Source organism: Kineosporia sp. A_224, from assembly GCF_002198655.1.
GTDB lineage: Bacteria > Actinomycetota > Actinomycetes > Actinomycetales > Kineosporiaceae > R-H-3.
Genome location: NZ_MWLN01000178.1, coordinates 1 through 13593, shown reverse-complemented (window position 1 = coordinate 13593; position 13593 = coordinate 1). Strand labels below are relative to the sequence as shown.

12 protein-coding genes are annotated in these 13593 nt (G+C 74.7%); 7 read left to right on the top strand and 5 right to left on the bottom strand.

Going from position 1 to position 13593, the window contains the following annotated elements; all coding sequences use genetic code 11:
- Positions 1-87: 87 nt before the first annotated feature.
- The 3 genes from EDJALFJO_RS17900 to EDJALFJO_RS17890 all read left to right on the top strand — a co-directional run bounded on the left by EDJALFJO_RS17900 (position 88) and on the right by EDJALFJO_RS17890 (position 2544).
- Complete coding sequence (locus tag EDJALFJO_RS17900) at positions 88-378, top strand: hypothetical protein (protein ID WP_088287679.1); 291 nt, start codon at positions 88-90, stop codon at positions 376-378.
- Positions 379-547: 169 nt separating this feature from the next.
- Positions 548-1318, top strand: coding sequence for a 3-hydroxybutyrate dehydrogenase (locus EDJALFJO_RS17895; protein WP_088287678.1), 771 nt, complete (start codon positions 548-550; stop codon positions 1316-1318).
- The gene (locus EDJALFJO_RS17890; RefSeq protein ID WP_158220471.1) at positions 1315-2544 is read left to right on the top strand and encodes a DUF3141 domain-containing protein; all 1230 of its coding nucleotides are present in this window, start codon (positions 1315-1317) and stop codon (positions 2542-2544) included. The genes EDJALFJO_RS17895 and EDJALFJO_RS17890 overlap by 4 nt, the downstream gene beginning before the upstream one ends.
- On the opposite strand, the gene EDJALFJO_RS17885 is transcribed toward EDJALFJO_RS17890, so the two are convergent.
- From EDJALFJO_RS17885 to EDJALFJO_RS17875, 3 genes are all read right to left on the bottom strand, one after another.
- Positions 2502-3173, bottom strand: a complete 672-nt coding sequence (locus EDJALFJO_RS17885) for a DUF2306 domain-containing protein (protein WP_088287676.1) — start codon at positions 3171-3173, stop codon at positions 2502-2504. The two genes, EDJALFJO_RS17890 and EDJALFJO_RS17885, sit on opposite strands and share 43 nt — an antisense overlap.
- A 118-nt stretch (positions 3174-3291) precedes the next feature.
- On the bottom strand, positions 3292-3981 hold the full coding sequence (locus EDJALFJO_RS17880) for a response regulator transcription factor (RefSeq protein WP_233149929.1): 690 nt from the start codon (positions 3979-3981) through the stop codon (positions 3292-3294).
- Positions 3978-5105, bottom strand: a complete 1128-nt coding sequence (locus EDJALFJO_RS17875; RefSeq protein ID WP_088287675.1) for a sensor histidine kinase — start codon at positions 5103-5105, stop codon at positions 3978-3980. Before EDJALFJO_RS17875 ends, EDJALFJO_RS17880 begins: the two co-directional genes overlap by 4 nt.
- Before the next feature lie 112 nt (positions 5106-5217).
- Between EDJALFJO_RS17875 and EDJALFJO_RS17870 the strand changes: the two genes are divergently transcribed.
- Together EDJALFJO_RS17870 and EDJALFJO_RS17865 are read left to right on the top strand one after the other, a co-directional pair.
- On the top strand, positions 5218-5601 hold the full coding sequence (locus tag EDJALFJO_RS17870; RefSeq protein WP_088287674.1) for a helix-turn-helix domain-containing protein: 384 nt from the start codon (positions 5218-5220) through the stop codon (positions 5599-5601).
- 4 nt (positions 5602-5605) lie between these two features.
- The gene (locus EDJALFJO_RS17865) at positions 5606-6055 is read left to right on the top strand and encodes a DUF3291 domain-containing protein (RefSeq protein WP_088287673.1); all 450 of its coding nucleotides are present in this window, start codon (positions 5606-5608) and stop codon (positions 6053-6055) included.
- Between the two features lie 28 nt (positions 6056-6083).
- On the opposite strand, the gene EDJALFJO_RS17860 is transcribed toward EDJALFJO_RS17865, so the two are convergent.
- Positions 6084-7295 (bottom strand): FAD-dependent oxidoreductase, encoded by a 1212-nt coding sequence (locus EDJALFJO_RS17860; RefSeq protein WP_088287730.1) that lies wholly within the window; start codon positions 7293-7295, stop codon positions 6084-6086.
- 113 nt (positions 7296-7408) lie between these two features.
- On the opposite strand from EDJALFJO_RS17860, the gene EDJALFJO_RS17855 reads away from it, so the two are divergent.
- Both EDJALFJO_RS17855 and EDJALFJO_RS17850 read left to right on the top strand, forming a co-directional pair.
- Positions 7409-9970, top strand: a complete 2562-nt coding sequence (locus tag EDJALFJO_RS17855; RefSeq protein WP_088287672.1) for a beta-glucosidase — start codon at positions 7409-7411, stop codon at positions 9968-9970.
- Positions 9971-10149: 179 nt separating this feature from the next.
- On the top strand, positions 10150-12510 hold the full coding sequence (locus EDJALFJO_RS17850; protein WP_088287671.1) for a (Fe-S)-binding protein: 2361 nt from the start codon (positions 10150-10152) through the stop codon (positions 12508-12510).
- A 57-nt stretch (positions 12511-12567) separates the two neighbouring features.
- Here EDJALFJO_RS17850 and EDJALFJO_RS34415 read toward each other — a convergent pair.
- On the bottom strand, positions 12568-13593 hold a 1026-nt coding region (locus EDJALFJO_RS34415), incomplete at its 5' end, for a hypothetical protein (RefSeq protein WP_088287670.1).

The following is a 13593-nucleotide window of genomic DNA, read 5'->3' as shown; positions in this document are numbered from 1 at the left end:
AAGTCAGACCTCGGAAGAGTCCCGCCGGCGCGAAACCCTTGCGCCACCAAGGATCTCATCCCACCCACAAACCTCAGGGAGGCCGTCATGGCCACGAAGACCGCACCCACCGTCCCGACGTTCGACGCCGCCGCGTTCGAGGAGGCCGCGGGCCGTGTCCGTGAGCTCAACGAGCGCATCATCGCCGGCTCGAAGGCCGCGGGCCTCACGTCGATCGACGCCTACGAGAAGGCGCTGACGAGCCTCGTCGACTTCGAGCAGAAGGTCGCGGGCGCGAGCAACCTCGACTGGGTCACCGCCGTCGCACAGACCCACGCGACGTTCGTCCAGGACGTCACCGCCGTCTACACGAAGGCCGCGCGCGAGCTCCTCGCCTGAGTGGCGGCGCACCAACGACCGACAGAACCAGCGGCGGGCAGGGACACGGGGCACCTGCCCGCCGCCTGCCGTCCGCCGTCTGCAGTTACTAGCGCGTATGACCCACTGATCGGGTCATACGCGCTAGTAACTGCGGGGCGCGAGACACCTACCCCTGGAGGAGGGCTCCATGACCGGCAGCCCTGGCAGCCCTGTCCGCCGGGCGGCGATCGTCACCGGCGCCGGCAGCGGCATCGGGGCGGCGGTCACGGCCCGCCTCGTCGCGGACGGCTACGACGTCCTCGCCGTCGACATCGCGGTCCCCGACGGCCCGGGCGCCGCACCCGGCGTGCCGTTCGCGGCCGACCTCACGACCCGCGAGGGCAACGCGGCGGCGGTCGCGGCGGCGGTGGAACGGTTCGGGCGCCTCGACGTCGTCGTCGCGAACGCCGGCTTCCAGCACGTGGCGCCGATCGCCGACTTCCCCGAGGACCGCTGGGACGCGATCCTCGCGATCCTCCTCACGAGCCCGTTCCTGCTCGCCAAGTACGCCTGGCCGCACCTGGTGGCGTCCGGCCGGGGCCGGTTCCTCGTCGTCGCCTCGGCGCACGCCCTCGTCGCGTCGCCGTTCAAGGCGGCCTACGTGTCGGCCAAGCACGGCGTTCTCGGCCTCGTGAAGACCCTCGCGCTCGAGGGCGCCCCGGTCGGCGTGACGACGTGCGCGATCTGCCCGGGCTACGTCCGGACCCCGTTGGTGGAGAAGCAGATCGCCGACCAGGCGAAGGCGCACGGCCTGCCCGAGGAGCGGGTGCTCGAGGAGGTCATCCTCGCCCCGCAGGCGGTCAAGCGGATGGTCGAACCCGACGAGGTCGCGGCCATGGCTGCCTTCCTGCTCGGCCCGGGCGGGGCTTCCGTCACGGGCGTCGCGATCCCGATGGACCAAGGATGGACCGCCCGATGAGCACTCCGCCGGTCAGCGCCGCCCCGGTCAGCGCCGCGCAGCCCACGGTCCGGCCCGCGCCGCGGCCCGGCACCTACCCGGACGGGATCGTCGACGCCGCCCTGACCTCGGTCTTCGACGTCTGGTCGAGCGTCGTCCGGCACAGCGTCGACTACTGGTGCGGCGCGCTCGAGCGGGGTGCGACCCCGTTCGACGTCGCCGCCGACGTGCTCGAGTGGGGCAGCGTCGTCACCCGCCGCGAGCCGCCGACGTGGACGACGCCGCACACCGTCGTCCGCGAGTGGCCGGTCGCCCGGCTGCGCGACTTCTCCCCGAAGCGCCCGCGCGGCAAGGCCTCCGGCGTCCCGGTTCTCGTGCTGCCGCCGCAGGCGGGACACGACTCGTGCATCGTCGACTACGCGCAGGGCCAGTCGCAGATCCGGACGGCGCTCGACGCGGGCCTGACCCGGGTGCTGTCCCTCGACTGGGTCGGCGCGACCCCGGCGACGAAGGACGAGGGCGTCGAGGCGTACCTCGCGGTGATCCGCGAGGCGGTCGCCGACCTCGGCGGCCGCGTCCACCTCGTGGGCGACTGCCAGGGCGGCTGGCTCGCGGTGATCTACACCGCACTGCACCCGGAGACCGTGGCCACGCTGACGATCGCGGGCGCCCCGGTCGACTTCCACGCCGGGGAGCCGCTCATCCACGACTGGATCCAGCTGCTGTCGCCGGACGGCCGGATGGACTTCTACCGCGCGCTCGTCGCGTCCGGCGGCGGCGTCCTGCCCGGGCAGGTGCTGCTCGACGGCTTCAAGGCGATGCAGCCGCAGGGCGAGACCGACCGCCAGCTCGGCGTCCTCGCGCACTTCGACGACCCGGCGTACCTCGCGCGGTACGCGACGTTCGAGAACTGGTTCCAGCACACCCAGCCGATCCCGGGCGCGTTCTACCTGTGGATCGTCGAGCACCTCTTCCAGCGCAACGAGCTCGTCTCCGGCACCCTCGTCGTCGAGGGCCGGATCGTCGACCTCTCGGCGATCTCGTGCCCGCTCTACCTGCTCGCCGGGTCGAGCGACCACATCACCCCGCCGCCGCAGGTGTTCGCGCTCGCCGACTTCGCGTCGACCCCGGCGGACGACGTGACCCGGCTCGTCGTCCCCGGCGGGCACCTCGGGCTCTTCATGGGCCACGAGGCGCTGCGCGGTCACTGGGCGCCGGTGTTCGCCGCCATCGCGGCCCGCGGCTGACGCACGATCCGTCGCCGGGGCGCCCTGATGAGCGCCTCGGCGACGGCGAGGTTGACGACCCAGCCGAGACCCATGAGCACCGCCCGCACCGTGCCTGCCGGCGGGCCGACGAGAAGCGCCCACGGCAGGTTCGTGAGCACCTGGGTCCCAGCCCCGAGCCCCAGCGCATAGCCTCGGAGCATCCAGGCCCGGTGCGCGGCGATGTCCCGGCGCCGGACGGCGACGACGGCGAGCACGAGCGCGCCGGCCATCCCGGTACCGGCGAGCAGCCGGAAGCCCAGGAGCAGGTCGTTGTCGTGGGCGGGCAGGGCGTAGAAGACCGACATCCAGAGCCCGGAGAGGGCCGCGGCGAGCCCGGCCAGCACGATCCCCCGGCCGGCGCGGCGGTGCCAGGCGGGCGAGCGCCGGCGCAGTGCCGGGTGCAGCTGGCCGATCCCGAGCAGCAGGAACAGGCTCGCGCCGACGACGTGGACGACGACCGGCACCGGCGAGTCGAAGAACCGCGCGTTCTCCGGCGTCACGGCCCCGGAGGCGAGCGAGGCCAGCCGGACGCCCCCGGCCGTCACGGGGACGACGCAGAGCAGCGCGAGACCGGCGGGCACGAACCGTTGCAGGCGGTGGCTTCTCATGCCCCGATCGTCGCGAGGACGCCGCTGCCGCACATCGGCCGCGGGTGCGGCCGCCGTCCCGGCCGAACGGCCGCGCGGCGTCGTCCTTCCGGCCGACCGACCGCCGTGCTGCTGCCGCTCAGCGACGGGCTGCGGAGCCGCCCGCCCGGCCCGTCTCGTACGCCCAGATCGCGATCTCGACCCGGTTCCGGGCGCCGAGCTTCGCCATGAGGCTCGCGACGTGCGTCTTGACGGTGCTCAGCGAGATGTGCAGCCCGTCGCAGACCTCGGCGTTCGTCAGCCCGCGTGCGACCGCCGCGAGCACCTCCTCCTCGCGCTCGGTGAGCGGCTCGACCGGCTGCGCGGGCGTCGCTCCCGGACCGGCCACGGCGAACGCCCCGAGCAGCCGGCCGGTGACGCTCGGCGCGATGAGCGCGTCCCCGGCGGCCGCGGCGTGCACCGCCTGCGCGAGCAGGGCCGGGCCGGCGTCCTTGAGGAGGAACCCGCGGGCGCCGGCGCGCAGCGCGCCGTAGACGTACTCGTCGAGGTCGAACGTCGTGACGACGACGACCGCGAGCGGGTCATCGACGTCAGGCCCGGCGACGAGCCGGGTGGCCTCGAGCCCGTCGATGCCGGGCATCCGGATGTCGAACAGGCACACGTCGGGGCGCAGCCGGCGCGCGAGCTCGACGGCCCGCCGGCCGTCCGCGGCCTCCCCGACGACCTCGATGCCGGGCTGGGCGTCGAGGATCATCCGCAGCCCGGTCCGGACGATCTCCTGGTCGTCCGCGACGAGGACGCGCACGGTCCCGGTCGGCGAGGCCGTCACGGCGTCACCGGCCGGGGCAGGACGGCGGTCACGGTCCAGCCGCCCGCCGGGTCCGGCCCGGCGGCGCACGTGCCGCCGAGGAGCCGGGCCCGCTCGGCCATCCCGACGAGCCCGAAGCCGCCGCCGTCCGGGCGCCGTGGCGGTGTCGCGGCGCCGTCGTCGTGCACCCGCAGGTGGACGACGTCCCCGTCGGCGCTGACCCGGACCTCGACGACGGTCGGGCGCCGTGCGTGCCGCCGGGCGTTCGTCACCGCCTCCTGGGCGAGCCGGAAGACCGCGGCCCCGACCCCCGGCGCGAGGTCGCCGACGTCCGGCGCCACGACGACGTCGACCCGCGGGGCACCGTCCGGCTCGGCCAGACGCGGCAGGTCGCCGAGCCCGGGGGCCGGGACGAGCGCCGCCGGTTCGTTGCTGCGCAGCACGCCGACCATGCTCCTCAGCTCGGCGAGGGTGCGCGCCGCTTCGGACTCGATGACGTGCAGCGCCTCGACGGCGGCCTCGGGACGCACCGGAGCCGTCGCGATCCCGGCCTGGGCGCGGATCGCCATCGCGCTCACGTGGTGCGCCACGGTGTCGTGCAGGTCGCGGGCGAGTGCCTCGCGCTCCGCGAGCCGGACCCGGTCCAGGATGCGCACCCGGGCCGAGGCGCGGTACCGGGACGCGGCACCGAGCGCCGAGACGGCCACGAGGACGGCCACCCCGGCGAGCAGGTCGACGAAGCGCAGGGCGCCCGCCGCGGCCAGCTTGGTGAGCATGACGAACGACCCGAGGACGATCTCGCGGCCGGAGCCCCAGCGGAACAGCGCGAACGGCAGCAGCAGGAGGGCGGCCGCGGTGTAGTTCTGCAGCCCGTCGCCCTGCGAGACGGCGGATGCGAGGAGGCTCCCCCAGAAGGCGACGGCGACCGCGACGAGCGGCCGGGTCCGCCGCAGGAGCAGGGTCGGGGCGAGCAGGACGAGGAGGACCGCCGAGAAGGTCCGCCACGGCAGGTCCGGCCGCAGCACCCACTCGACCCCGACGAGCAGGACCACGACGGCGACGAGCAGCCGGTCCCGGCCGACCGGCTGCCGCGGCGGCGGGGCGGGCCGGGGCTCGCTCCAGACGGAGCGCAGGAGGTCGCGCACCCCTCGATGCTAGGAGTACCCGGCCCTGCGCTGATCGGCCGAAAGTACGCCCGTCCCGGCGACCCGCCGGACGACCCGCCGGACGACCCGCCCGACGACGTAGCCTGGCGCCATGCCCGACCGCGCCTACCCGCACACCTCGCTCGGCGAGATCATCCGCCGGCAGCGCGAGCTCGCGGCGCTGCCGATGCGCCAGCTGGCCGACGCCGTCGGCATCTCCAACCCGTACCTGTCGCAGATCGAGCGCGGCCTGCGCGAGCCGAGCGAGGCCGTCCTCGACGCGATCGCCGAGTCGCTCGCGACGACGGCGGACGCGCTCTACACCGAGGCCGGCTACGTCGAGCCGGAGACGGACGACGAGCCCGAGGCGGTCTCGCTGCTCGACGCCATCAAGGCCGCCGAGGAGCTCACCCCCGCGCAACGCCGCGCGCTCGCCGAGGTCTACCGCGGCTTCGTCGACGCGAACGCCGTCCGGCGGCGCCGCAAGGGGGCCTGAGCCGGTGGCGGAGCAGGAGCTCGCGCAGGTCAACGTGGCCCGCCTCGTGGCGCCGCTCGGCGACCCCGCCGTCGCGGACTTCGTCACCGGGCTCGAGCCCGTCAACGCCCTCGCCGACGCCGCACCCGGCTTCGTCTGGCGGCTGCAGACCGAGACCGGCGACGCCACCGACGTCCGTGTCGGCGACGACCCGCTCGTCATCGTCAACCTCTCGGTCTGGACCGGGCTCGACCCGTTGCGGGAGTTCGTCTTCCGCTCCGACCACGCCGGCTTCCTGCGCCGCCGGCGCGAGTGGTTCTCGCCCTGGGAGGGGCCGCCCGCCGCCCTGTGGTGGGTACCGGCAGGGCACCGTCCGGACGTCGACGAGGCCCTCGACCGGCTCCGGCGCCTCGCGGACGACGGCCCGACCGCGGACGCGTTCACGTTCCGCAGCCCGTTCCCGCCGCCCGGCTGATCGCCGCCCGGCCGGGCCCGACGAGCCGTCAGACCCCGGCCTCGACGAGCGTCGTCCGCACGCCGCTCGCGAGCGGCTCGACGTACCGCCGGACCGCGAGCGCCGCCGCGGCGCCCTCGCCGGCCGCGCTCGCGGCCTGCTTCGTGGAACCGCTGCGGACGTCCCCGGCGACGAAGACGCCCGGCACGCTCGTCTGCATCCCCGGGTCGGCGACGACGAAGCCGGCGCCGTCGACCTCGACGAGGTCGCGCACGAGGGCGCTGTTCGGCGACAGCCCGATGAAGACGAACGCGCCGTCCGCCGCGATCTCGGAGCGCTCCCCCGCCCGCTCGACGACGAGCGCCCGCAGCCGACCCGCGTCGTCCGTCGCGAAGCCGACCGGGTTCGCGCCGGTGACGACGTCGATCGCCGGGTGCTCCTCGAGCTTGGCGACGACGATCTTGGACGCCGTGAGCGCGTCGTCCCGGGTGACGACCGTGACGTGCTCGGCGAACCGGGTGAGGAAGACGCTCTCCTCGCCGGCGCTGTTGCCGCCGCCGATGACGACGACCCGCCGGCCGCGGTAGAAGGCGCCGTCGCACGTCGCGCAGAAGTGCACCCCGGCACCGATGAGGTCGTCCTCGCCGTCAATCCCGAGCCGGCGGTACGTCGAGCCGAGCGCGAGGAGGACGGCGAACGCCGCGTACGTCGCGCCGTCCCCGGTGGTCACCGTGCGGTACTGCCCGTCGGTGCCGACGGCGGTGACCTCCTGGGCGGAGAGGATCTCGACGCCGAACCGCTCGGCCTGCGCGCGCAGCCGGTCCGCGAACTCGGCACCGGTGACCCCCTCGGGGAAGCCCGGGAAGTTGTCGAGCCGCTCGGTGACCCCGGCCTGGCCGCCGACGCCGCCGCGCTCGACGACGAGCACCGACAGGCCCTCGCGCGCCGCGTAGAGGGCCGCGGTGAGCCCTGCGGGTCCCGAGCCGACGACGACGAGGTCGTAGAACGCGTTCTTCGCCGTGGTCTGCAGACCGAGCTTGGCGGCGAGCTCGGCGTTGCTCGGCTCGACGAGCACGGAGCCGTCGTCGAAGACGATCGTCGGGATGACGTCCTTGCCGCCGTTGTGCGCCTGCACGACCGCCCGGCCGGCCGGGTCGCCGTCCACGTCGACGAAGTCGTACGGCACCCGCTGCTCGCCGAGGAACTGCTTGGCCCGCTTGCAGTCGGAGCACCAGGTCGTGCCGTACATGAGGATGGTCATGCCCATGAGTGTCCCCGCCGGCCCGACCGTTACGGTCGACGGGCGCACCACCGGGACGCGCCGTCCGCAGCGCTGCCGGGGTCGGCCGGGGGTGTCGTGAGAGCGTTTACGTCGTGGACACACTTCCGACCCCCTCGCCGGCCGCCACCGCCCCTGGCGCCGCCGGCACCCCCGCCCCGGGCGCCGGCCTCGACGCGGTCGTCGAGGAGCGCCTCGCGCGGCTCGACCTCGCGACGAAGGTGCGTCTGCTCCAGGGGGAGACGAACTGGCGGGTCTTCGGCGCACCGGACGCCGGGCTGCGCCAGGTCGTCACGTCGGACGGCCCGGTCGGCGTCCGGGGCGAGGCCTGGGACGAGCGGGACGTCGGCCTCAACCTGCCGTCGCCGACGGCGCTCGCCGCGACGTGGGACGAGGACCTCGTCGAGCGGCTCGGCCTGCTGCTCGCCGGCGAGAGCCGCCGCAAGGGGGTCGACGTCCTGCTCGCCCCGACGGTCAACCTGCACCGCAGCCCGCTCGGCGGCCGGCACTTCGAGTGCTTCTCCGAGGACCCGCTGCTCACCGCCCGGGTCGGGTCGGCGTTCGTCCGCGGCGTCCAGGCCGGTGGCGTCGCCGCGACCGTCAAGCACTACGTGGCCAACGACTCCGAGACCGACCGGATGACGGTCGACGTCCGGATGGACGAGCGGACGCTCCGCGAGGTCTACCTCGCGCCGTTCGAGCACATCGTCGCCGCGGCGCGGCCGTGGGCGGTCATGGCGTCCTACAACAAGGTGGACGGCGTCACCCTCACCGAGAACGACCTGCTCGCCGAGCCGCTCAAGGGCGAGTGGGGCTTCGACGGCCTCGTCATGAGCGACTGGACCGCCGTCCGCTCGACCGCCGAGTCCGCGCGCGCCGCCCTCGACCTCGCGATGCCCGGCCCGACCGGCCCCTGGGGCGACGCGCTGCTCGCCGCGGTGCAGGCGGGCGAGGTGCCGCAGGACGCGATCGACGAGAAGGTCCGCCGGATCCTCGTGCTGGCCGCCCGGGTCGGCGCGCTGGACGGCGTCGCCCCGGCGGTGCCGGCGGCCGACCCGGCCGGGCTGCCGTTGCCCGACGCCCCGGCCGTCCGCGCGGCGGCCCGGGCGGCGGCCGCACAGGGCATGGTCCTCGTCCGCAACGAGGGGCTGCTCCCGCTCGACGGCCCGGCCCTGCGCCGCGTCGCCGTCATCGGCCCGAACGCCGCGCAGGCGCGCACCCAGGGCGGCGGCAGCGCGACGGTCTACCCGCCGCACACCGTCGCGCCGCTGGACGGCCTGCGGGCCGCCCTCGACGACGGGGTCGAGGTCGTCCACGCCCCGGGCGTGCACACCCGCGACGTCGTCGCCTACGCCGAGCCGCCGCTCGTGCGGGACCCGGTCTCGGGGGAGCCGGGCGTGCGGGTCACCTACGTCGGGGCGGACGGCGCGGACCTCGCGAGCGAGCACCGTCGGTTCGGCCGGATCGGCTGGGGCGACCCGGGCCTGGAGCACGACGCCGCGACGGCCCGGATCGAGGCCCTGGTCACCCCTGCGGTCGCCGGCGCCTGGCAGGTCGCCGCCGGCGGCCTCGGCCGGCACCGGCTCGAGGTCGACGGCACGATCGCGGTCGAGACCGAGGTCGTCGTCCCGGACGGCGGCGAACCGGACTTCGTCCACTTCGTCACCCCGCCGCAGGCCGCCACGACGGTCGCGCTCGAGGCCGGCCGCGAGGTCCGCGTCGTGCTCCATGTCGACCCGCTGCGGATGAACGGGGCGCTGTGCGTCGCGGAGCTGTGCGTCGAGCCGCCGGTGCCGGACCCGGTCGCGGGCCTCGAGGAGGCCGCGGCGCTGGCCGCGTCGTCCGACGTGGCGGTCGTGGTCGTCGGCACGACCGCGGCCGTCGAGAGCGAGGGCTTCGACCGGACGTCCCTGGACCTGCCCGGCGCCCAGGACGAGCTCGTCCGCCGCGTCGTCGCCGCGAACCCGCGGACGGTCGTCGTCGTCAACGCCGGCGCCCCGGTCCTGCTGCCGTGGCGCGACGAGGTGCCCGCGGTCCTGCTGGGCTGGTTCGGCGGCCAGGAGTTCGGCGACGCGCTCGCCGACGTCCTGCTCGGCCGTCACGAGCCCGGCGGCCGGCTGCCGACGACGTGGCCGGTCGCGCAGGAGGACTGCCCGGTGCTCTCGACGACGCCCGTCGACGGCGTCCTGGAGTACGCCGAGGGCCTCCTCGTCGGCTACCGCGCGTGGAGCCACCAGGGCAGCGACGGCGGCCCGGCGCCCGCGTACTGGTTCGGCCACGGCCTGGGCTACACGACGTGGGAGCACACCGGCGTGCAGGTCGTCGCCCCCGATGCCGACGGTCCGAGCACGTACCTGCGCGCCCGCGTGCAGGTCCGCAACAGCGGCGCGCGGGCCGGCCGGACCGTCGTCCAGGCGTACCTGTCCCGGCCCGACTCGGCCGTGGCCCGCCCGCCGCTGTGGCTCGCCGGCTTCGCGGCCGTCGAGGCCGGGCCGGGCGAGCAGGTCGAGGTGGACGTCGTCCTCGCCCCGCGGGCCTTCGAGCACTGGGACGCCGCCGCCCACCGGTGGGTCGTGGAGCCCGGCGACTTCGTCCTGGGCGTCGGGGCGTCGTCCGCGGACCGCCCGCTCACCGCCACGGTGCCGGTCACGGGTTAGCCCGGAGGCCGCGTCGAGCACCGTCCGGGGGCCCGGGTGCCACCTCGTGGAACACCGTTTGTTACCCGTCAGTAGGATGCAGGCCCGGCGACAGTCACCGCTGGTCGGGTGCGTAGTGTGACCCGAACCACCGGCGCGCCGGGAGACGTCACCCCTGCCCCGACGGGAGAGTCGGACCCATGGAACTGAGCGGCCTGCAGATCGCCGTCGTCACGGTCATCGCCGTGCTGTCCGTCGTCGGTGTCGCGCTCTTCGCGCGCACGGTCGGCCACCTCGTGCGGGTGATCCGGGTCGGTCAGCCCGACCCGACGCGCGGCGGCCAGGCCGGCGCCCGGGCTTACAGCCTCTTCGCCGAGAGCCTCGGGCACGCCCGGCTCGGCAAGTGGCCGCTCGTCGGGATCATGCACTGGCTCGTCTTCGTCGGCTTCGGGGCGCTCTTCTTCACCCTCGTGACGGCCTACGGCCAGGTCGTCGACCCCGAGTTCGCCCTGCCGCTCGTCGGGCGCTGGGTCGTCTACGAGTGGATCACCGAGGTCATCGGCTGGCTGACCCTCGTCGCGATCGTCACCCTCGTCGCCATCCGGCAGAAGGCGCACCCGCGCAGCGCCGGCGGCGAGGCGGGCCGCCGGTCGCGGTTCTTCGGGTCGACGTTCTGGCAGGCGTACTACGTCGAGTTCACCATCGCCGCGGTCGCCGTCTGCGTCATCACCCTGCGCGGGCTCGAGTACGCCCTCGGCCAGGCGCTGGGCGGCGAGAGCGCGCACGGCGCCGTGCACTTCCCGCTGACCTTCTGGATCGGCAACCTCTTCTCCGGCGCGTCGGCCGGCGCCCTCGAGACCGCGATCGTCCTCGTCGCGGCGCTGAAGATCGTCGTCTCGATGGCGTGGTTCATCACGATCGCGCTGCAGCCGACGATGGGTGTCGCCTGGCACCGGTTCCTCGCGTTCCCGAACATCTGGTTCAAGCGGCACCCGGGCAAGGACGCCGAGCGCGGCCTCGTCACCTCGCTCGGCCCGCTCCAGCCGGTCATGGTCAAGGGCGTCCCGCTCGACTTCGAGCAGATGGACGAGCTCGACGAGGACGACGCCCTCGGCGTCGGCAAGGTCGAGGACTTCACCTGGAAGGGCCTGCTCGACTTCACGACGTGCACCGAGTGCGGCCGCTGCCAGTCCCAGTGCCCGGCGTGGAACACCGAGAAGCCGCTGTCCCCCAAGCTGCTCGTGCTCGCGCTGCGCGACCACGCGCACGCCAAGGCGCCGTGGCTGCTCGCCGCCCAGACCCCGGGCGGCGCGGAGCAGCGGGACGCCCTCGACGCCGCGACGAAGATCGCCGCCGAGCGCCCGCTCGTCGGTGACACCGGCTGGGCCGAGAGCGGCGACGTCCTGCGGGCGTACAACCCGGGCGGCGAGGGTGCCGAAGGGCTCGGCGTCATCGACCCGGACGTCCTGTGGTCGTGCACGACGTGCGGCGCCTGCGTCGAGCAGTGCCCCGTCGACATCGAGCACGTTGACCACATCGTCGACATGCGCCGCAACCAGGTGCTCATCGAGTCCGCGTTCCCCAGCGAGCTCGGCGGCCTGTTCAAGAACCTCGAGAAGAACTCCAACCCGTGGGGCATGAGCCCGCGGCTGCGGATGGACTGGGCCAAGGGCCTGCCGTTCGAGGTCAAGCAGGTCGGCACGGACGTCGAGGACCTGTCCGAGGTCGAGTACCTGTTCTGGGTCGGCTGCGCCGGTGCCTTCGAGGACCGGCAGAAGAAGACGACCCGCGCGATCGCCGAGCTGTTGAACACCGCCGGCGTGACGTTCGCCGTCCTCGGTGACGGCGAGGGCTGCACCGGTGACCCGGCGCGGCGCTCCGGCAACGAGTTCCTCTTCCAGATGCTCGCGCAGGCCAACGTCGAGATGCTCAACGAGGTCAAGGCGACGAAGGTCGTCGTCTCGTGCGCGCACTGCTTCAACACCCTGAAGAACGAGTACCCGCAGCTCGGCGGCAGCTACGAGGTCGTGCACCACACGCAGCTGCTCAACAAGCTCGTCCGCGAGCGCCGGCTGCTGCCGGTGGCGCCGCTGTCGAAGGCGTCCGTCGACGCACCCAAGGCGCCCGTGGCCGGGGCTGCCGCTCCGACCGGCGGTGCGAAGGTCACCTACCACGACCCGTGCTACATCGGCCGGCACAACGGGGTCTACACCCCGCCCCGCGAGCTCATCGGCGCCCTGCCCGGCGTCACGCTCGAGGAGATGCCGCGCAACTCCAACCGCTCGTTCTGCTGCGGCGCGGGCGGGGCCCGGATGTGGATGGAGGAGAAGCTCGGCCAGCGGATCAACTCCAACCGCACCGAGGAGGCCGTCGCGACCGGCGCCGACAAGATCGCCGTCGGCTGCCCGTTCTGCCGGGTCATGCTCTCCGACGGGCTCACCACGCAGCAGGCGGCGGGCAAGGCCTCCGACGAGGTCGAGGTCGTCGACGTCGCCCAGATGCTCCTCGCCGCGGTGAAGCGCGCGGACGACGACAAGACGCCGGCCGCAGCGACGGTCTGATCTCCGGACGCCGCTCAGGCACCCGCCCGGTACCGGGCAGGTGCCTGAGTCGTCTCGTCAGCCGCCGAGCGGGAGACCGACGACCTGGTAGGCGGCGGTCGCCGGGTCGCCGACACCGAAGCGGGCGTTGACCGCCCAGAGCCGGCCACCGGCGAGCGTCGCGGTCGAGGGCACGTCGAGCGCGGGGTCGGTCAGGTCACGGACGTAGCGGGCCGTCCACACGCGGTGCTTCCCGTGGCCCTTGGCGGCGAGCCGGAACTGCGCCACCGAGTTCTGCCCCGTGCCCCGCACGACGTAGAGCGTGCTGCCGCGGACGACGAGGCCGTCGCCGCCGGCGAGGGTCGTGCCGGTGACCCGCACGGGGGTGGCCGCCCCGGTCCGGGTGTCGATCGTCCGCAGCACCGCGCCGGTGCTGTTGACGACGAGCAGCGTGTGCCGGTCGAGCGACCGGATCCCGTTGGCCCGGTTGCCGTCCGGTGCCGGCCAGTCACCGGTGACGGCCAGGTTCACGGGTGCCGCCGACGTCGGGCGTCCGTTGCTGCGCAACGCGATCCGGGTCAGCCGGTCGACCCGGGAGTCGGTCACCCAGACCGCGGAACGGGTGACGTCGAGGTCGTTGAGGAAGACCGCACCGGGCACCTCGACCCGTCGTTCGACGGTGCCGGTCCGGGCCAGGACGGCGAGGACGATGCCGGTCGGGCCGTCGTTGCCGACCGCCCAGAGCAGACCGCTGCGGCCGTCGTAGCGCAGGCCGCGCACCGCACGCCCGGCCACCCCGGGCAGGAGCACCCGGCTCTCGCCCGTCCTGCGGTCGAGCACCTGGATGCGGCCGTCGGCGAGCGACCCGGCGAAGAGGCGGTCACCGGGACCGGCCTCGACGCCCTCGGGCCGGAACCCGGCGGGCAGCGCGAGGACGCGGGCGTCCCGGTGGTGCGACGCCGTCGCCGGGCGGTCGGCGAGCGTGGCCGGGGCGGCGGCGGACGCCGGGGCGGCTGCGAGGGCTGACGCCGCGGCGGTGGCCGTCACGGCGAGGGTCACGGTGACGAGCCGGGCGGCGAGCCGGGGAGCGGGGCGGGACGGGGA

Coding starts and splice junctions, on each gene's coding strand:
- EDJALFJO_RS17895 (WP_088287678.1), top strand. CDS start 548: ATGACCGGCAGCCCTGGCAGCCCTGTCCGCCGGGCGGCGATCGTCACC.
- EDJALFJO_RS17850 (WP_088287671.1), top strand. CDS start 10,150: ATGGAACTGAGCGGCCTGCAGATCGCCGTCGTCACGGTCATCGCCGTG.
- EDJALFJO_RS17890 (WP_158220471.1), top strand. CDS start 1,315: ATGAGCACTCCGCCGGTCAGCGCCGCCCCGGTCAGCGCCGCGCAGCCC.
- EDJALFJO_RS17885 (WP_088287676.1), bottom strand. CDS start 3,173: ATGAGAAGCCACCGCCTGCAACGGTTCGTGCCCGCCGGTCTCGCGCTG.
- EDJALFJO_RS17860 (WP_088287730.1), bottom strand. CDS start 7,295: ATGACCATCCTCATGTACGGCACGACCTGGTGCTCCGACTGCAAGCGG.
- EDJALFJO_RS17900 (WP_088287679.1), top strand. CDS start 88: ATGGCCACGAAGACCGCACCCACCGTCCCGACGTTCGACGCCGCCGCG.
- EDJALFJO_RS17870 (WP_088287674.1), top strand. CDS start 5,218: ATGCCCGACCGCGCCTACCCGCACACCTCGCTCGGCGAGATCATCCGC.